The organism is Citrobacter sp. RHB35-C21 (assembly GCF_013816515.1).
Taxonomy (GTDB): domain Bacteria; phylum Pseudomonadota; class Gammaproteobacteria; order Enterobacterales; family Enterobacteriaceae; genus Citrobacter; species Citrobacter braakii.
In genome coordinates, this window is sequence record NZ_CP057147.1 from 2,276,161 (window position 1) to 2,294,009 (window position 17,849).

At 51.4% G+C, this 17,849-nt stretch carries 24 protein-coding genes and 1 pseudogene; 19 read left to right on the forward strand and 6 right to left on the reverse strand.

Annotated elements, in window-relative coordinates:
- Positions 1–4 precede the first annotated feature (4 nt).
- The 15 genes from HVZ39_RS11095 to HVZ39_RS11165 all read left to right on the forward strand — a co-directional run bounded on the left by HVZ39_RS11095 (position 5) and on the right by HVZ39_RS11165 (position 11,821).
- On the forward strand, positions 5–364 hold the full coding sequence (locus HVZ39_RS11095) for a hypothetical protein (RefSeq protein ID WP_000537794.1): 360 nt from the start codon (positions 5–7) through the stop codon (positions 362–364).
- Positions 361–906, forward strand: coding sequence for a hypothetical protein (locus tag HVZ39_RS11100; protein ID WP_001083242.1), 546 nt, complete (start codon positions 361–363; stop codon positions 904–906). The genes HVZ39_RS11095 and HVZ39_RS11100 overlap by 4 nt, the downstream gene beginning before the upstream one ends.
- A gap of 3 nt (positions 907–909) precedes the next feature.
- Positions 910–1,107, forward strand: coding sequence for a DUF2635 domain-containing protein (locus HVZ39_RS11105; RefSeq protein ID WP_000497745.1), 198 nt, complete (start codon positions 910–912; stop codon positions 1,105–1,107).
- Positions 1,104–2,606: a phage tail sheath subtilisin-like domain-containing protein gene (locus HVZ39_RS11110; protein WP_023157310.1), complete on the forward strand. Its 1,503-nt coding sequence runs from the start codon at positions 1,104–1,106 to the stop codon at positions 2,604–2,606. The genes HVZ39_RS11105 and HVZ39_RS11110 overlap by 4 nt, the downstream gene beginning before the upstream one ends.
- Positions 2,607–2,609: 3 nt before the next feature.
- Positions 2,610–2,981: a phage tail tube protein gene (locus HVZ39_RS11115; RefSeq protein WP_000896638.1), complete on the forward strand. Its 372-nt coding sequence runs from the start codon at positions 2,610–2,612 to the stop codon at positions 2,979–2,981.
- Position 2,982: 1 nt separating this feature from the next.
- Positions 2,983–3,261, forward strand: a complete 279-nt coding sequence (locus HVZ39_RS11120) for a phage tail assembly protein (protein ID WP_000807719.1) — start codon at positions 2,983–2,985, stop codon at positions 3,259–3,261.
- Between the two features lie 141 nt (positions 3,262–3,402).
- Complete coding sequence (locus tag HVZ39_RS11125; RefSeq protein WP_181633599.1) at positions 3,403–5,331, forward strand: hypothetical protein; 1,929 nt, start codon at positions 3,403–3,405, stop codon at positions 5,329–5,331.
- Positions 5,332–5,399: 68 nt separating this feature from the next.
- Positions 5,400–6,800, forward strand: coding sequence for a DNA circularization N-terminal domain-containing protein (locus HVZ39_RS11130; RefSeq protein WP_181633600.1), 1,401 nt, complete (start codon positions 5,400–5,402; stop codon positions 6,798–6,800).
- The gene (locus HVZ39_RS11135; RefSeq protein WP_001515585.1) at positions 6,797–7,882 is read left to right on the forward strand and encodes a phage baseplate assembly protein; all 1,086 of its coding nucleotides are present in this window, start codon (positions 6,797–6,799) and stop codon (positions 7,880–7,882) included. The genes HVZ39_RS11130 and HVZ39_RS11135 overlap by 4 nt, the downstream gene beginning before the upstream one ends.
- Complete coding sequence (locus HVZ39_RS11140; RefSeq protein WP_181633601.1) at positions 7,879–8,463, forward strand: phage baseplate assembly protein; 585 nt, start codon at positions 7,879–7,881, stop codon at positions 8,461–8,463. Before HVZ39_RS11135 ends, HVZ39_RS11140 begins: the two co-directional genes overlap by 4 nt.
- Positions 8,460–8,897 (forward strand): phage GP46 family protein, encoded by a 438-nt coding sequence (locus tag HVZ39_RS11145; protein ID WP_181633602.1) that lies wholly within the window; start codon positions 8,460–8,462, stop codon positions 8,895–8,897. Before HVZ39_RS11140 ends, HVZ39_RS11145 begins: the two co-directional genes overlap by 4 nt.
- Position 8,898: 1 nt before the next feature.
- Positions 8,899–10,041, forward strand: a complete 1,143-nt coding sequence (locus tag HVZ39_RS11150; protein WP_016237005.1) for a baseplate J/gp47 family protein — start codon at positions 8,899–8,901, stop codon at positions 10,039–10,041.
- On the forward strand, positions 10,038–10,631 hold the full coding sequence (locus HVZ39_RS11155; RefSeq protein ID WP_001515583.1) for a YmfQ family protein: 594 nt from the start codon (positions 10,038–10,040) through the stop codon (positions 10,629–10,631). The genes HVZ39_RS11150 and HVZ39_RS11155 overlap by 4 nt, the downstream gene beginning before the upstream one ends.
- Before the next feature lie 51 nt (positions 10,632–10,682).
- A complete protein-coding gene (locus HVZ39_RS26605) occupies positions 10,683–11,372 on the forward strand; it encodes a hypothetical protein (RefSeq protein ID WP_249419331.1) in 690 nt (229 codons plus the stop codon).
- 2 nt (positions 11,373–11,374) lie between these two features.
- Positions 11,375–11,821: a tail assembly chaperone gene (locus HVZ39_RS11165; RefSeq protein WP_019076889.1), complete on the forward strand. Its 447-nt coding sequence runs from the start codon at positions 11,375–11,377 to the stop codon at positions 11,819–11,821.
- Here HVZ39_RS11165 and HVZ39_RS11170 read toward each other — a convergent pair.
- Both HVZ39_RS11170 and HVZ39_RS11175 read right to left on the reverse strand, forming a co-directional pair.
- Positions 11,793–12,218, reverse strand: a complete 426-nt coding sequence (locus HVZ39_RS11170) for a tail assembly chaperone (protein ID WP_019076890.1) — start codon at positions 12,216–12,218, stop codon at positions 11,793–11,795. The genes HVZ39_RS11165 and HVZ39_RS11170 overlap by 29 nt on opposite strands.
- 9 nt (positions 12,219–12,227) lie before the next feature.
- Positions 12,228–12,668, reverse strand: coding sequence for a hypothetical protein (locus HVZ39_RS11175; RefSeq protein WP_181633603.1), 441 nt, complete (start codon positions 12,666–12,668; stop codon positions 12,228–12,230).
- On the opposite strand from HVZ39_RS11175, the gene HVZ39_RS11180 reads away from it, so the two are divergent.
- On the forward strand, positions 12,667–13,218 hold the full coding sequence (locus HVZ39_RS11180) for a recombinase family protein (protein ID WP_000639143.1): 552 nt from the start codon (positions 12,667–12,669) through the stop codon (positions 13,216–13,218). The two genes, HVZ39_RS11175 and HVZ39_RS11180, sit on opposite strands and share 2 nt — an antisense overlap.
- Positions 13,219–13,311: 93 nt before the next feature.
- Here HVZ39_RS11180 and HVZ39_RS11185 read toward each other — a convergent pair whose 3' ends face one another.
- Positions 13,312–13,554: a DinI-like family protein gene (locus HVZ39_RS11185; RefSeq protein ID WP_000497433.1), complete on the reverse strand. Its 243-nt coding sequence runs from the start codon at positions 13,552–13,554 to the stop codon at positions 13,312–13,314.
- Positions 13,555–13,632: 78 nt separating this feature from the next.
- On the opposite strand from HVZ39_RS11185, the gene HVZ39_RS11190 reads away from it, so the two are divergent.
- Both HVZ39_RS11190 and HVZ39_RS11195 read left to right on the forward strand, forming a co-directional pair.
- Positions 13,633–13,965 carry a hypothetical protein gene (locus tag HVZ39_RS11190; protein ID WP_000506745.1) on the forward strand — a complete coding sequence of 111 codons (333 nt, stop codon included), beginning with the start codon at positions 13,633–13,635 and terminating at the stop codon, positions 13,963–13,965.
- Between the two features lie 191 nt (positions 13,966–14,156).
- Positions 14,157–14,567, forward strand: a complete 411-nt coding sequence (locus HVZ39_RS11195) for a hemerythrin domain-containing protein (protein ID WP_001017846.1) — start codon at positions 14,157–14,159, stop codon at positions 14,565–14,567.
- A gap of 85 nt (positions 14,568–14,652) precedes the next feature.
- Here the strand turns inward: HVZ39_RS11195 and HVZ39_RS11200 are convergent, their stop codons facing one another.
- The 3 genes and pseudogenes from HVZ39_RS11200 to HVZ39_RS11205 form a co-directional block, all read right to left on the reverse strand.
- Positions 14,653–14,892, reverse strand: a complete 240-nt coding sequence (locus HVZ39_RS11200) for a DinI family protein (protein ID WP_000497460.1) — start codon at positions 14,890–14,892, stop codon at positions 14,653–14,655.
- Positions 14,893–15,153: 261 nt separating this feature from the next.
- A pseudogene (locus HVZ39_RS26610) lies at positions 15,154–15,249 on the reverse strand (hypothetical protein); the annotation flags it as partial.
- Entirely contained in the window at positions 15,246–15,812 is a 567-nt protein-coding gene (locus HVZ39_RS11205; protein WP_016156803.1) for a hydrolase, read from the reverse strand. The pseudogene HVZ39_RS26610 and the gene HVZ39_RS11205, both read right to left, overlap by 4 nt.
- A gap of 264 nt (positions 15,813–16,076) precedes the next feature.
- On the opposite strand from HVZ39_RS11205, the gene aspS reads away from it, so the two are divergent.
- Positions 16,077–17,849: an aspartate--tRNA ligase gene (aspS, locus tag HVZ39_RS11210; RefSeq protein WP_016153415.1), complete on the forward strand. Its 1,773-nt coding sequence runs from the start codon at positions 16,077–16,079 to the stop codon at positions 17,847–17,849.

Sequence of the window (17,849 nt, forward strand, 5' to 3'; positions counted from 1 at the left end):
TGACATGGGCGTGGACTGGGATTCTCATCTTCTGAGTCCGCTGCATGATGTCTTTGGCGATGAGCACGAGTACCGTCCACGTAACGGTACTCCTTTTACAATTAACGGGATTTTTGACCGTGGTTATGCGCAGGTTGCTGAAAACCTTGATGGCGATTCAGAAATTAACACCTCCAGCCCGATGTTGGGTGTGCGCGATGCTGAATTTCGCAAGCTGGGTAAATCGCAACCTGCTGTATCTGACCGGGTATTTATAAAGACGGTCGGTGGTCACATCATCAATCAGTTATTTGTTGTGTCAAACGTCGAACCCGACAGTCATGGCGGATCTCGTCTTGTCCTCAATGTGGTAAAACCGCGATGAATTCAGCAGCGATACGGCAAATGGTTGTCACTGCACTAACCGGGACAACCAGCGCGGGCGACCGCGTATTCTCTCCACGCGACTGGTCAACTTCACCAGATATGTATCCTGTGTTGTTGGTTCAGACGCCTTTTGAACAGAAAAAATCACAGGGGCGTAATACCCCTGCTTTTACCACCCTCACCACTGTCAGGATCACTGGGCGCGTTCAGGAGTATGACGGCGATACAGTGGATGATGGAGCCATGCGGGCAGAGCTGGCGCTTGAAAGCCTTCGCGAGCAGGTGGAGCGCGCGGTGATCAACAGCTACGAACTGACGCGGAATATTCAGAAATACGCGGAAGTTCGTTCAACCATCAATGTTGATTCAGAAGGAGAGGCCCATATGGGGCAGCTTCTTTTCGAGATCGACATAGAGCATTACCAGGGGCCGGAAGATTTTTATCCTGTCCAGTCGGTTCCCCTTGAGGGCATGGATATTGCGGTCGACATGCCAGACGGCACAGTTAAACCGGGTATCAGCCTCAATCTTCAGGAGTAATCCATGTTTGTTAAGCCGAACAACGGGCTCAGCGTTCGCTGCCCCGTCAAGGGCATCCCATTGCCTAAAGAGGGTGCTGAAGTACCTGACAATATTTTCTGGCGTCGCCGTCTGAGCGATGGGGACGTGATCCTCTCTAAAAAGGATGAGGGCGCGCCAGAGAAACAATCATTACCTAAAAAAGCGGGAGAAAATGAATGACCGTACCTTTCGCTCGTGTTCCCGATAACCTGCGGGTAGGGCTTTTCTTCGTTGAGTTTGATAACTCAATGGCGAATAACGCCACTGCCACGCAGCGCACCCTGCTTATCGGTGGGATGCTCAGTACCGGCTCAACCCCCCCTGGTATTCCGCAGCGAGTTTCCTCTTCGGATACCGTCGGTGAGCTGACAGGAAAAGGGGGAATTCTGCAGGCCATGATGGCGGCGTATCAGAAAAATGATACCGCAGCCGAAGTCTGGATCCTGCCGCTGGAGGAAGACTCCGATTCCATGGTGGCTGCAACCGGCACCATTAAAGTGAGCAGCGCACCGACGGCAACCGGAGTGATCTCCCTTTATATTGCTGGTGAGCGCATTCAGTTGACCGTTGTAGCAACAGATACGGTGGCAGCGATCGCCACCTCTCTGGCCGCGGCGATTAACGCAAAAACCACGCTACCTGTAACCGCCAGTGCGACTACGGATACCGTAACCCTGACCGCGAAGAATCTTGGTGCTACGGGTAATGGGATCGACATTCGCCTGAACTTCCTCGGCTTACCTGGAGGCGAGTCCACACCTGCAGGCCTGGAACTGACGATTACTGCTATGTCTAACGGAGTCGGGGCTCCGGATATTACCGGCGCGCTGGCAAACCTGCAGGATCGAACATTCGATTTCATCATCAACCCTTACGACGATACAACCTCGTTGAATGTGATGAAGGAGTTCCTGTCAGACACTGGCGGTCGCTGGGCATGGGACAAGCAGCTTTATGGCCATTCCTTTGGTACCACCACCGGGACTTACGCCCAGCTCGGTACCAAAGGTGAGCTGCGCAATAACCAGCATGAGACCCTGCTGGGCGTAAATAAATCGCCGTCCCCTTCCTGGGCATGGTCTGCAGCTTACACCGGCGCAGCTGCGGTGAGTCTGCGTAATGACCCCGGCCGCCCGCTACAGTCGCTCGCTGTTCAGGGGGTGCTTGCGCCAGAACTGCAGGATCGCTTTGAGCTGACCGAGCGTAACAATCTGCTGTACAGCGGCATTTCGACATTTACGGTCGATGACGATGGCACGGTGCGCATTGAAAACCTGATCACCACCTACCAGAAAAACAGCTATGGCGATGCAGATGACAGTTATCTGGAAGTGGAGACGCTGTTCAGCCTGATGTTTGTGACCCGCTACCTGCGCACAGCGGTGACCAGCAAGTTTGGCCGTATGAAGCTTGCTGCGGATGGAACCCGATTTGCACCTGGCGCGGCGATCGTCACGCCAAACATTATCAAGGCCGATCAGATTGCCGAGTACCAGACTCTGGTATGGAACGGTTATGCGCAGGATGCGGAGGCATTCGCAAAAAATATCATCGTCGAGCAGAACGCCAAAAATCCGAACCGCGTCGATGTGCTGTGGCCGGGAACCCTCATGAACCAGTTGCGCATTTTCGCGCTGCTCAATCAGTTCCGCACTCGGGCTGAATCAACAGGAGCTTAAACGATGGCAGGTGATACTACTAACCGCCTGGCGGGAACCGCCTATGTCACTGTTAACGGTGTGACGGTAATGGTGGAGGGCTCGTTTAAATACCAGGCTGCCACCGTAAACCGTACCACCCTGACAGGGATGGATGGTGTGCACGGATATAAGGAAAAACCTGTGGCGCCATACATTTCTGCCCGACTGCGTGACAGTGGCGGAACGAATGTGCAGGGCTTTAACCAGCAGACGAACGTCAACGTGATCGCCGAGCTGGCTAACGGGAAAACTATCATTGGCCGTTCACTCTGGACGGTCAACGTCCAGGAAGTGGAAAGCGAAGATGCAGTATTTGATGTTCGCTGGGAAGGCCGCGACGTAACGGAGAACTAAGATGGCTGAGATTGAACGCGTTAAAACCATTCCATTAACCGTAGCGCTGGATGATGCTGCGGAGAAGACCACTTATACGCAGCTGGAGCTGAAAGCACCCACGCTAAGCCAGGCTGAGCAGTTTTATGAGAAACAGGCTGCGTCAACGTCGCTCGCGGCGATGCGCCTGCTTATTGCGCTGGTTTCCGGTACGCGTGAAAGCGTACTGCAGCCGATGGATTTTCTCGACTTCCGTAAGTGTGAGGAGTATCTGCTCAGTTTTTTGACCTGGAAGCCCTAACAGCCTGGCAAGAAGCAGCCGCTGACGTCACGTTTTACTTTCGATGGACAGAAGATAGGGCGTGGGGAATGACCCGCGCCCGATTGAAATGGTGGATAGCCCAGGCATCCCGGATCAACAAACTCAGGAAACCTGAAGACGATGAGTAATGTCTTTGATTTTGAGCTGGTGGCAAATGATCAGGTCAGTGATGTTATTGACCGTATCAATGAAGCTATCCGTGGGCTTGAACCTAAACTCGATAGAACGAAAGAAGGGCTTCAGTTAGGTGGGCAGGAAACAGTTGATGGGCTGAATGGCTTTATTTCACGTTTTGAAAATCTGTCTAAAACGGCCAGGGACAACGTGCAGCTTATCGGGGATATGGTTCCTCCCTTGAAAATGGTTGGGGAGCTATCTGGTAAGTTGGGTTCACTCGGTATTGCTGGTGCTGCAGGGTACGGGCTTAAACAGGTGGCCTACGGTTTTCGCGAAGCGTCCAGGGAAGCGTATAACCTGGACGTTTCATCAAAGAATGCCGGTATGCGTGTAGACGATTTTTCCCGTCTTGCTGGAGCGATGCGCATCCTTGGCGCTGATAGTGAAAGTGCCAATGCTTCTATCGATGGTATGGCGAAAACGCTGAAAGAAGCCGCCAGTGGCGCGAATGGGCAGGTACTTGGTGCGCTCGCACAGATCGGTGTTCAGATACAGAAAAATAATGATGGTTCTGTTGATACGCTAAAAACATTACAGGAGATTGCTCGTGTCTTCCCTTCGTTGCGGCCTGAGCAACAAAAGTCCGTAGCGGATGCTCTTGGGCTGACGCCAGAAATGTTGGCGTTAATGCGTGAAGGTGAGCGCATGAAAACGCTGCTGGCTAAATCTGATGAGTTTGGTCTGACTGTGGATCCGGCACTAAATCAGCAATTGAGTGAAGTGAACGGCACTATGAATGAGCTCAGCGCATCCTGGGATGGTCTGTGGCAACGTTCAAAAAACAAGGCACTTAAGACCATTCTTTCGGATGGTTCAGTCAAAGACGGCCTTGAAGGTGTTACCGATCTGTTCACTAATGGTGATTTTACTGGGCTGTCTCATGCTCTCGGTTTTATCAACAGCAATGATGCTGAGAAACTACGGCGCATTCAGAACGATAAGGAACTTTATAACAGCTTACCCCGCAGTGAACGTGGGCAGGTTGACGCGGGTTTCATGACTGATGCTGTAAGAAAGCGGTACGATGCGAATTACCGCGCGACCGATTCTGCGATTCAATTGCAGAATGACTTATCCGCTATCAGCCAGCCACAATCCAACGTTGCACGCGGCAATGTTCCTTACGGGGAAACAAGGAATAACGCAATTGGCTTCAGAAATAATAATCCCGGTAATTTGAGGGTTGCAGCAAACGCAACGGGTAAAAATGGCGGATTTTCTACCTTTGCGAATGATGCCGACGGAAGAACTGCAATGGCGAGACAGCTGATGTTGTATGGTGACAGGGGGAATAATACTCTGGATGGGATTATTCATACCTATGCTCCGCAATCAGAGAATAATACTCGTGCATATATTGACTCCGTCTCAAAAGCCACTGGATATGGAGCCAAAGAGCAAGTAAATCTGCACGATCCGGAAACATTAAAAACGATAATGGCAGCCATGATTAAACATGAGAATGGCGCACAACCTTATACTGAGGAACAACTGCTAAACGCCATCCAGACCGCCATTACTGATGATCGGTGGTCAGGGAAGAGAAATCCGGATGTGCTGGCTCAACAGCGATATGATATTATCTCAGGTTCGCAAACTGGAAATCGTGACTCCAGCACTCTTAGTAACCCGAGTGATGAAACTGATATTCTCTCAGGCTCGCAGAACAGAAATCGGGAATCCATCATTCAGCCAGAGTTGCAGCGTTCGGGACCAGATAAGACCCTTACCGATAATATTACGCGCTCCTTCATGAGTGCGATGGCTGAGCAAAAATTGAAACTTGAGATCACCATGATCGACGGGAAGGGAGGGCGAAGGGAATACAGCGCCGAAGATGGCGGAAGAATAACGTTACCCATGTCTTACTGATCATTTTCAACTGTCATTGTATATACGGTAACCGCCAGGTGGCGGTTTTTTTTATTTCAGGAGACCTGATGCCAATTATCCAGAATGCAATAACTGCACTGATGGGGGGCGGTGACAACGATGACTGGCGGGGATTAATACGATCCAGTTCCTTTCGTGGTGTGCCTTTCGCCATGGTGATGGAAGAAGGTAGCCACGGCAGACGTCAGGCTGTACATGAATACCCTTATCGGGATACGGCCTGGATAGAGGATCTTGGTCGGGGAACCCGGCGCTTTGTTCTCCGCGGATTTATCATCCAGAACAGTCAGGTTTACGGTGGTGGTGATGTTATCACTCAACGTCAGTCGCTCATTGCTGCCTGTGAAAAAAAAGGAAGCGGTACGCTTGTCCATCCTACACTGGGAGAATTAACGGTTTCCATCCCTGAGAATGGTTTGCGTATTTCCGGGTCGATGGAGAACGGGCGAGTATTTGAATTTACTCTGATGGCAATTGAATCAGGGCTTAAAGTGTTTGCCGTCACGGGCAGTACCGTTGCAGGCGCCACGGTGAAAACCAACTATCTGAAACTGGTCAGCACTGCTGTGCTGAGCACGATTGCCAGGGTTAAGAGTGAAATCCGCGGTGTCACACAGGCTATAAACACCATCAGAGGCACGGTCACGTTCTGGACTAACATGGTTGACAGCACCATCAGTCAGGTCACGAATCTCAGCAATGTCCTGAACTCCACGTTCGGGAATACCCGGTACGGACGTTACAGTAAAGGCTCTGTGGGCGGTAGTTCCTCTGCTGTTGCTGGCAAATCGTCAGTTGCTGATGTGGATGATGAGAGAGCACTGGCTGACAAGGTAACAGCCCAGTCGGTAATGGACCGGAAAAATGTTACCGACAGGTCGAGCCAGCTTAGCAGCTCCAACACACCTGATGAGTTTGTCCAGGGCGTCGCCGACGTGGTAAACGCAATTCTTAACAGCGCCGGCAGCGTTAATGACCGAATCACAGCGCTGGAAAAACTAGCTAATTCAATCAGCACGGAGTACCAGCAGTCCGACAGCAGCAAAGCGATTTCGGCGACCATGAACACGCTGATTGTTGTGCTATGTACTGGTGCCATGACCAGTGCCGCTGCGGACTCCAGACCAGCCAGTACAGACGAGGCAGAAGAGTTAACTCAACGAGTTTCTGTGCAACTTGATACGGCGCTGGTTCTGGCTGGAGACCGCGCGGACGATGATATGTATAACGCGCTTCTCGCCGTCAGATCGGCATTCCTTTCTACGATGAGTGAGCGTGCTTCTGGTCTGAGCGAGCTTCTGCAGGTTACTACCGCTCAGCCGCTTCCGGCGCTGACGCTGGCAAACCGATTATACCAGGATGCCACCCGTGCAGATGAACTGGTACAGGAAGCGCGCGTAGCGCATCCGGCGTTTATGCCGACAACCATGAAGGTACTGAGGCAATGAATGCAGACAGCGATCTGGATGTTGTTTCTTTGACGGTCGACGGCAAAATCATCGAGGGGTGGGATTCTGTCCGGGTAACGCGGGGTATTGAGCGTTTTCCCTCTGATTTCGATCTTGGGCTAATGGATTACTTCCCTGGCAACGAAGATCGTCAACTCGTTGAAGAGGGAATGTCTTGTGAAGTTCGTATCGGAGATGATCTGACACTGACGGGATATGTTGATGACTGGGAACCCGCACTATCGCGCTCCCGCCATGAGGTCCGCGCCACGGGCAGGAGCAAATGTCAGGACCTGGTGGATTGCTCAGCTGAGTGGCCTAACAACGTCATTAATGCCAGTAATGCGCTTGAAATTGCTTCTCGCCTGGCATCCTACTACGGCATCACCGTAACCACGGATGTTGATGAACTTGTGAAGGTACCCCAGTTCACTCTGAACTGGGGTGAGTCTCCGCAAGAAGTCATCGATCGGGTGGCCAGATGGTCTGCTCTGCTTTACTACGATCAGCCCGATGGAAACCTGTTACTGACCCGGGTGGGAACACGTCGTGCGGCGAGTGGGATAGCCGAAGGGGTAAATGTCGAGCAGGCATACTACCGCAAATCGATGGCTGACAGGTTTTCAGATTATGTCGGTGTATCAATGAGCGTTTCTCCAATTGCAGGGTATTCGCCTGATACGGCCTATGACGCTGTGACTCTGGCAACGGCGAGAGATCCGGAGGCCGCCCGTATGCGGTACCGAAAACATATATCGATTGTGGAAAGTACCCTGATGGCTACTCAACAGGCACAAAGTGCGATCGACTGGGAAATGAACCGGCGGTACGGACGTTCAAAACAGCTCTCGGTAACCATCGATTCCTGGCGGGATAAAGACGGGAAACTGTGGGAACCAAACACATTGATCCCCGTTGATCTTCCCACCTTACGGTTGCCGGAGACTGAATTGCTACTGGCAGAAGTCACCTATATGCGCGATGACTACGGCACCCATGCACGCATGACGCTGATGCCGCCTGAAGCATTCGCCGTTCAGCCATATGCCTTCTACCAGAACCTGGCGGGATTCAATACATGAAGCAACTATTTAAACATGCAGCGACTAGGATCGCCGGCATGCTGGGGATTGGCCGGATCACGGCTATGAAAGATGGTGGGGTGGTGCAGTCAATCCAGTACCAGACTCCGCTGGAGGTGGCCAGCGCACCGCGGATGGCTGAATTTGGTTTTTCATCCGGCCTGCCGTCAGGGACTGACGTGGTTCTGGCTTTTATTGGCGGTGATCGTTCCAGCGCGGTGGTAATTGCGTCCAACCATCAGGGGTTCCGTCATACAGGCCTGAAAGCGGGCGAAACGGTCATGTATAACCAGTGGGGCCTTAATATTCTCCTGACGGAGAAGGGGATCTTCCTGGATGCAAAGGGCCAGAATGTTGAGGTCAATAACGCCACTAACGTGACCATCAATGCCAGCCAGGGGATCCTTGCAAATACCCCGATCCTGAGGTGCACGGGTGACATTGTTGATAACTGTGAAACCAATACCCGAACACTGAAAGAGCTGCGGGATGCACATAATGACCATGATCATGTGGTTAAAAATGCCCAGAGTGGCAATGACAATATCCTCAGCCAAAAAACAGAGGATCAGGTGACATGAGTGACATCGCTTCATTCTGGAATGTGGATGAGATGTTTGCTGACTGGCAGAAAGGGCTGGGTGAACTCACCACGGGGAACGATTTACAGACTGCAATACTGGACAGCCTGTTTACCGACAGGCTGGCGCGCGCTGACGATGATTATGAGGATAGCGATCGCCGCGGCTGGTGGGGGGATTCCGGGGAGGAATCCCAACTGGGATCCCGGCTTTGGCTGCTACGGCGGAAAAAACTGACCCAGGATGTAGCAAAAAAAGCGGAGGAATACTCGAGTGAAGCGCTCAACTGGTTAAAGGTTGATGGCGTTGTCAGCGAGGTTATTCCTGTTGCAAGGATCGTCCTGCCTGACCGGCTCAATCTCATTATCCGCTATCAGGCACCGGGGAAGGACTGGCAGGAATTCAGGTTTTACTGGATATGGGAGCAACGTTAATATGCCGTTTAAACGACCGACGCTGAGCGAACTCCGCGACGGAAACCGGAAATTTATGCAGGCGGAGCTTGAGGATGTTGGTGCGCTCCTGCGCTTCGCGAACCTGAAGGTACTGGCTGACATGGATGCGGGGATGGGGCATCTGCATTACGCCTACCTTGACTATATTGCCCTGCAGACAAACCCGTTTACCTCTACCGATGAGTATCTCGCCGGGTGGATGGCCCTTAAGCAGGTATTCAGAAAACCAGCTGCAGCGGCGAAGTCGCCTGCGGTACAGGCTAGTGGCAGTGTTGACAGTATTATCCCTGTTGGCTCGATCATTAACCGCGGGGACGGATACCAGTACCGGACGGATGCAGATCTTAAAATTCAGGCAGATGGATTTGGTATCGTCGCGGTGACGGCCATCCTGCCGGATATTACCAGTGATGTAACGGGTGGAGGCGCGCGCGGTAACGCTGATGCCGGGACCATAATGACCCTGGACGCGAATATTGCTGGCGTGGATCCACAGGTAACGTTACTGTCCGCTGCGACCGGCGGAGCCGATATTGAAACGGAAGAGGACTTTCGCAGTCGTGGCTTGCTGGCATGGCAGAATCCGCCTCAGGGTGGAAGCGACGCCGATTATAAAAAATGGGCGCTTGAGGTTTCGGGCGTCACCCGCGCGTGGGTAAAGCGGCGTCTGAACGGGGCCGGGACCGTTGGCGTGTATATCATGTGTGATCGGAATGACAATGGTGGGTTTCCGGTCGGTACCGATGGAATATCCCAACTTGAGGACTGGGGGGCTGTTAAAGCCACCGGAGACCAGCTCGCTGTCGCCGACCACATCTATCCGCAGCAGACAGACACTGCCATTGTTTTCGTATGTTCCCCGATCAAGAAAGTCATCAATATTGAAATCTCTGGTATCAAAAATGCCGACAGCACCACAGTTCAGGGTATAAAAGACGCGCTGACGGCGCTGTTTTTTGATGAGGCTAACCCTGATGGTTCCGGGAAAGTTTACCTCTCTGATATTAACGGGAGTATCGGCGGTGTTAGTGGCACGACGGGCTATATCCTTAACTCTCCGATGGCCAATATCACCTTTGCTGTTGGCGAAATTCCGGTGCTTGGCGGGGTGAATTTTGTATGAGCCTCTTTTCAAAAAATGATTATGCCGGTGCGCTTGGCGCGTTGCTGCCGACGGGCAGGGCGTGGCCCAGATCGCAAAAAACGGTACAGGCTGCGGTATTACGGGCACTGGGCAGCGCGTTTCAGCGTTCTGACAACGATGCGCAAAGCCTGATTACTGGTGCTTTTCCCCCTACAGCGACGGTAATGTTGTCAGAATGGGAAAGCTCTCTGGGGTTACCAGATGATTGTGCGATTGGTGAATCCGGTGGCGTCAGCGATCGCCAGCGCGCCGTGGTGGCAAAGTTAATCAGCACCGGCGGCCTGAACCGCGATTATTACATCCGGGTGGCTGCAGCTCTTGGTTATACCATCACTATCACACAGTTCCGGCCCGCTATGAGTGGCATGTCAGTATGCGGTGATGCGCTTAACGGTGACGAGTGGCCATTTACCTGGCGGATAAATGCGCCACAAACAACGATCAAGTATTCGCTTGCTGGCGCGTCCTACTGCGGAGATCCGCTCGCATCGTGGGGCAATAAACAACTGGAGTGTTCAATCAACAAAATTGCCCCATCCCATCTGAACATCATTTTCAATTATTCATAACTGATATTTCCCCCTCTGATTTTATCGCTTAACACTAAGTGAGGATTAACTATGCTCCGAATCGGGCAAGTCGAAGCCACTGCAACGCAGGATGGCAAATATACTGATGGAAGTGTTGCTGGTGGTATTGCCGCAACGAGGCTGCGGGCAGCAGCGTTTAACGCCATGCAGGAAGAGTTAGCGCATATCGTAGAGTCAGCAGGATTGGCGCTCGACATTAACGATATGACTCAGGTTTTAAAAGCCATTCAAAAACTCACACTGAGCCGTGCAAACCCATTTGCCGATATCAAATCAGATGGTGCAGCGGCGATTTCTACGGCTCTCACAAACCTTGGTTTGGGAAATCTGGCAAAACAGAATGCCGACAACGTAAATATTACCGGCGGTAGCGTAAGAACCACGGCCGGCTCGCTGTATGACGGGAGTAACCGCGTTTACAGCGATGCTAACCCCGGCGCGACGTTTTCGGCGGATGGAGTGGGACTTTGGTACAACGTAAAAGACATGTTGCAAGTCCGCATAGGCACTTGGTCACTCCCTGCCGAAGCAGGGACTAGCACGCAGGTTGCTTTTGTCCAGGCATTTACACGCAAGTGCCTTATTGTTGTACCTATTCCTGAAATCAGCGCCAGTGACCAAATCGGTGTTTTGGGCATGACTACGACCACAGTGACAATATCGAAAGGCAACGGAGACAGTTCACCGCGAACTGGTAAATTCATCGCATTTGGATACTAATTATGACCGAAACCTATTACTACAGCGCTACAACAGGCGGTTTCTACGCCGAATCTAATAGAGAGCAATTTGAACATTCACCAAGCGGTTGGCCTGATGATGCTCTGGAAGTTTCAAATGAAAAGTATGAGTATTTATTTGCTGGTCAAGCGCAGGGGAAGTGTATCGTACCGGATGAAAATGGCGCACCAACTCTGGCTGATCCGCCAGCACCAACCCAAGAGCAGCTCATAGCAACAGCTGAAGCGGAGAAAACCCACCGTTTAGCCGTTGCCCAAACGACAATTACTGTCTGGCAGACAAAGCTACTGATGGGGCGCAAGCTTACGGATGCTGAATCCGCAAGCCTTAACGCCTGGATGGACTATATCGATGCGGTGACAGCAATAGATACCAGCACCGCACCAGACATCAACTGGCCTACACCTCCGGGGGAACAGGCCAGTTAACACGCTCCGGGTCAGTTGCCACATCAACCGCCTTCACATCGTTTTTATAAGCCAGCCATGCCGACAGTTTCGCTCTGTTGGCGTCGCTGATTTCACCCAGCATCAGTTCCGTTCGCCAGTCGAGCATTACCGCGTCAGCATGGGTCAGTAGTTGTTGGCCTACCTGTTCGGCAATGACGATCAATTCTTCATGGGTAGGCGGCGGGATATCACCCCATGCAGGCAGGCCGTCACTGCCTGCAACTCTAATTTTGCCCGGTTCAGGCGTGGCGGTGAACTCACGGAATACATCCTCATCAACTGGTACTAAATCATTGGGCAGAGTCCCTGCATCTTCATATACAGAAAGCAAATCATCCGGATAAAACGAATTTGTAGATGGTGAATACTGAAACATATTTTCTCCTTACCACCCGATAACGATGTATTGGCAACCAACCTGATTGGCAACGGTGCTGAGGATTGGCGCTTGTCCGCCATTGGCGTAAAAGCCGTTCCACGCAAATCTGTTCAAAGGGTTCGAACTGTTAACTGTCACATACGCCTGCTGATTACCACCGACCTGAAACCCGCAAGTTATTACCTGAAAAACCTTGTTCGGGAACGGGACTGGATAAAACGTTTCTGTGGTTGCTGACGCTGCGTTTCCAGCGTTGCCCCACTGGACCATCAGAGCTCGCTTAGCACCGCCAATAATTACAGGGATTTTCAGGTAGCCATTGGTATCAAAAACGCCGGTGATCGTCCCTGCCAGAGCCAATTCTCCCAGACCAACCTTTTTAAAACCCTCAAGTATCTGGCGATCTCTCGCCGTTTCTCCTGTTTTCACAACAGGAGAAATACCCATGATTTACGGCTATGCCCGAGTATCAACAAACCACCAGGACACCGAACTTCAGCGAATCGCGCTCGAATCAGCAGGGTGCGAACACATAATGGAAGAGCATGCCAGCGGTAGAAAATCAAACCGCCCCGTACTGAAGCGCCTAATTACGGCGATGCATACGGGAGATGAGTTGGTGGTCTGGAAGCTGGACAGGATTGGGCGTAACGTTTTACATGCGCTGCTGATGTTTCAGCAACTACAGGAGAAGGGCATTAACTTCCGAAGTATTACCGATGGTGTTGATCTCAAAACAGCCAGTGGTCGCTATAACTTTCGCAACATCCTCTCTGCGGCACAATACGAATCCGACCTTAATAGTGAGCGCACTTTGGCGGGTTTAGCTGTTGCCAGGGCAAAAGGTCGTGTTGGTGGCAGAAGACCAAAGTTTACTGACGATCAGTGGAAGGAAATTGGTGAACTGATAGCTGCCGGAGAATCCAGACAGATTATTGCCAGCAGGTATAATGTTGGCATGTCCACGCTGTATAAGAAGTTTCCCGCTGGATGCTAGATAGTTGCTGTGGGCCGTGATTTTACGCCACGACCCACAGCTGTAGGCCAGGTGTTCATGCCGTGGCGCTGGCGCAAGTATAGGGGGAATCACTCATTCAGCAACAAGCCAGAACTCTGCTTCTTCAAACATTTCCTGAACCACACGGCTAATCTGCTCCTTCTCATGCTTGCTGGCGTCAGTATTGATCGCCGGCAACGTCATCATAGGTTTCACCCTCACATCAGCATCAGGGAAGATACGGTGAACCCTCCTGGTCAACTCGCCCAGAATGATATCTTTTGCACCGGGCAGACCATCAAAATTCCTTTTGTCATAAACGAGTTCCACGAACATTGCTCATTGCTCCTTTACTGGATGGGTATACAGTATTTATACTGTGTTTTTATCCAGCATTCAAGAGAGGGCGTAAACATGGGCTTTCCTTCACCATCTACCGACTATATAGAGCAGCGGGTTACGCCAGCCAGTGTCTGCATGACTCCCGACAGTCGCATCCTCGAGACGTCGGCGGGTTATGCGATCATCGTCCCGGTCACGCGCCCACAGCAGGGTGATGCGCTGTTGATTCTGTCCGGAGGTCGGACGCAGTTTGCGAAGCTTAGGGGGAAAGCGTTAATCACGGATGACGGCGAAGCGATCGAAGGTGATGCAGCTGAAGAGGCTGAGGTTATGAGGCGGGTGACGCACTTTATCAACAGCACTGATGCTGCGATATCTCTTGAGGCGGCATTGGCGCAGTTTTGAGACATATGTACGATAGAAAAATTCCGAAGATTGGCAATAGATCTCTTTATATTTGCATTCAAATTTTGTTTATTATGTATTTACATAACGTAAATTTATAAAATTTAATAAAAACAACTCAGATTGCTTATTTTTAAAGATGCATTTAATATATATGTTATAAATTGCAAAGCTCATTAAGGGATTCCCCAGTGAATATTGATAAAATGAAGATCCAGCATGCCGAGATTATCCATAAAATTAGCCGCCTCAGGGAGCTTAGCCGGGCGGGTGTGACGGCTCATGCGCAAGAAATCGCTCAAACCGTTATCAGTATGAGTTCTGTGATTAAAGTACACCTTTCTACCGAAGATCAGTTTTTATATCCTTATCTGGAAAAGGTGAACGATCAAAAGCTAAAAACAATGAGCGTAAATTTTCAGCGCGAGATGGCTGATATTGTTGCCGAGTATGAAAAGTTTTCCCGTCGCTGGAATACGGCAAATAAGCTTATCAATTGTGACGAGGCATTTCGCCGCGACGCGAATGTAGTGTTGCGCAAGGTGCATGAACGAATGCAGCGCGAGGATCATAATTTTTATCCGCTGGTAGAGCAGCTTTAAAAAAGGGCGGCAATGGTTCATCCAATACGGGAATTTGGTTTCCCGTATCCAGAAAGGTATGAAAAGGACTTGGTAAAAGCTGGCACTACTCCGAAACTAACCACATATCGGATTCTTCAAACATTTCCTCCAGCATGCGGTTCAGCTTCTCCCGATCGCTTTTGCTGGCATCGCTGTTTAAGCCGTTCGCCTGCATCGGCTTAACCTTCACTTCTGCATCCGGAAAGATCCGGTGCACTCGCTTTGTTAACTCATTCAGAATTATTTCTCTGGCACCTGTTAATCCTTCAACATTCCGTTTGTCGTACACCAACTCAACGAACATACCGCCTCCAAAGCAACAATGATTTTGCACGCAATTTATACTGTTTATTTATACAGCGTCAACGGTTGGGCACGTAGCTTTTTAAGGAAGGTTTTTGGGGCATGTATGGGGCATAAATGCCAGTTTTGGGGCATGGTTGGGACATTTTAACTCATATGAACTTAACCGAATTTCATATGGAGGCGTCTTATAATGCACTGATTAACCTAAAGAAAACACATGCTCTTGGGCGTTCTTTAGTGATTTTAAAAATTACCGCGTCACGCAGTTAAAGTGGCGGGCATACTCTTCAAGGCTGGTGATCCCCAGACGCACCCATTTGGGATGCGCCCACTGGGGTAAACCGATATAAATCATAGCGCTTGCAGGATCTCGTCCACGCTGCGTACGCGTGCGATACGCGGGAAAATATGCGTCATGCTGCCCTGATGTTGCTCAGCGCTGGCGGCACTACAGGCGTTTTCTGCAACGATCAGATTAAAACCCAGCTCCCACGCATTTCGCGCCGTTGACTCCACGCCAATATTTGTGGAGATGCCGCACAGGACGATGGTCTCGATGCCCCGACGACGCAGTTGTAATTCCAGATCGGTGCCGTAGAAAGCTCCCCACTGGCGTTTGGTCACTTCGAGGTCGCTGGCGCATTTACCCAGAGCGCTCGGGTAATTCCACCAGTTTTCGGGTAACGCTTTGGCCGGAGCGTGAGCATCAACTGGCTGTTTCAGCGCTTCGGCATAATCGTCAGACCAGCCGACGCGCACCATTACCACCGGGGAACCGTGGGCACGGAATTTTTCCGCCAACTGCGCGGCGCGGGCAACCACGTCGTTTGCCGAGTATGGGCCGCCAGCGAAAGGCAGGATACCTTCCTGTAGATCAATAACAACAAGAGCGGTTGTTTTTGCGTTCAGTTCCAGCATGATCACTCCAGTAAAAAAAGAATTCCGTTACACCTTAATCGCGAATCAGTGTGAAAGGGACGACAATTTTTGTTATTTTTTGTGAGATTACGCAATGCCCGTCCAGGAAACAGGCGTACAGTCAGTACCGGACTTATCGTGCGGCAGAATTTCCAGTATAATAGCCGCCTTTTTTCATTCAGTTGTGACATTCAGCTAAAGCTGCGACTTCGTCACCTGCGAGACAGGTGACAATCCGCCTGCGGCAAAGTTAAGGGATATCTCATGCGTACAGAATATTGCGGACAGCTACGTCTGTCCCACGAGGGGCAGCAGGTGACTCTGTGTGGTTGGGTCAACCGTCGTCGTGATCTTGGTAGCCTGATCTTTATCGATATGCGCGACCGCGAAGGTATCGTGCAGGTATTTTTCGATCCGGACCGTGCGGATGCGTTAAAGCTGGCCTCCGAACTGCGTAATGAGTTCTGTATCCAGGTTACGGGCACCGTGCGTGCGCGTGACGCGAAAAACGTCAACGCCGATATGGCGACTGGCGAAATTGAAGTGCTGGCCTCCGATCTGACCATCATCAACCGTTCAGACTCGCTGCCGCTGGACTCTAACCATGTAAACACCGAAGAAGCGCGACTGAAGTATCGCTACCTGGATCTGCGTCGCCCTGAAATGGCGCAGCGCCTGAAAACGCGTGCAAAAATTACCAGCCTGGTGCGTCGTTTTATGGACGATCACGGCTTCCTCGACATCGAAACTCCGATGCTGACCAAAGCTACGCCAGAAGGCGCGCGCGATTACCTGGTTCCTTCTCGTGTTCATAAAGGTAAGTTCTACGCGCTGCCGCAGTCTCCTCAGCTGTTTAAACAGCTGCTGATGATGTCCGGTTTTGACCGCTACTATCAGATCGTAAAATGCTTCCGTGATGAAGACTTACGTGCTGACCGTCAGCCTGAATTTACTCAGATCGACGTTGAGACTTCCTTCATGACCGCGCCGCAGGTGCGTGAAGTGATGGAAGCGCTGGTGCGTAACCTGTGGCTGGAAGTTAAAGGTGTGGATCTGGGTGATTTCCCGATCATGACCTTTGCCGAAGCCGAGCGTCGTTACGGTTCTGATAAACCAGACCTGCGTAACCCGATGGAACTGGTTGACGTTGCCGATCTGGTGAAAGGCGTTGAGTTCGCTGTGTTCTCTGGTCCGGCGAACGACGCGAAAGGCCGTGTGGCTGCCCTGCGTGTACCGGGCGGTGCGAGCTTAAGCCGTAAGCAGATCGACGATTACGGTAACTTTATTAAGATTTACGGCGCGAAAGGTTTGGCTTACATCAAAGTCACCGAGCGTGCGAAAGGCCTGGAAGGCATCACCAGCCCGGTTGCTAAGTTCCTGAACGCAGAAATCGTAGACGCGATTCTGGAGCGTACTGGTGCGCAAGACGGCGACATGATTTTCTTCGGTGCCGACAACAAGAAAGTGGTGGCCGACGCGATGGGTGCGCTGCGTCTGAAACTGGGCAAAGACCTGAACATTACCGACGAAGCCAAATGGGCGCCGCTGTGGGTTATCGACTTCCCGATGTTTGAAGACGATGGTGAAGGCGGGCTGACCGCGATGCACCACCCGTTCACCGCGCCAAAAGACATGACTGCCGCTGAGCTGAAAGCTGCGCCGGAAGACGCGGTTGCTAACGCGTACGATATGGTCATCAACGGCTATGAAGTGGGCGGTGGTTCCGTGCGTATTCACAACGGTGATATGCAGCAGACCGTATTCGGCATTCTGGGCATCAACGAGCAAGAACAGCGCGAGAAGTTCGGCTTCCTGCTGGATGCGCTAAAATACGGTACACCGCCGCATGCGGGCCTGGCGTTTGGTCTGGATCGTCTGACGATGCTGCTGACCGGTACTGACAACATTCGTGACGTTATTGCCTTCCCGAAAACCACGGCTGCAGCATGTCTGATGACTGAAGCGCCAAGCTTTGCCAACGAAGCAGCGCTGGCGGAACTGAGCATTCAGGTTGTTAAGAAGGCTGAGAATAACTGA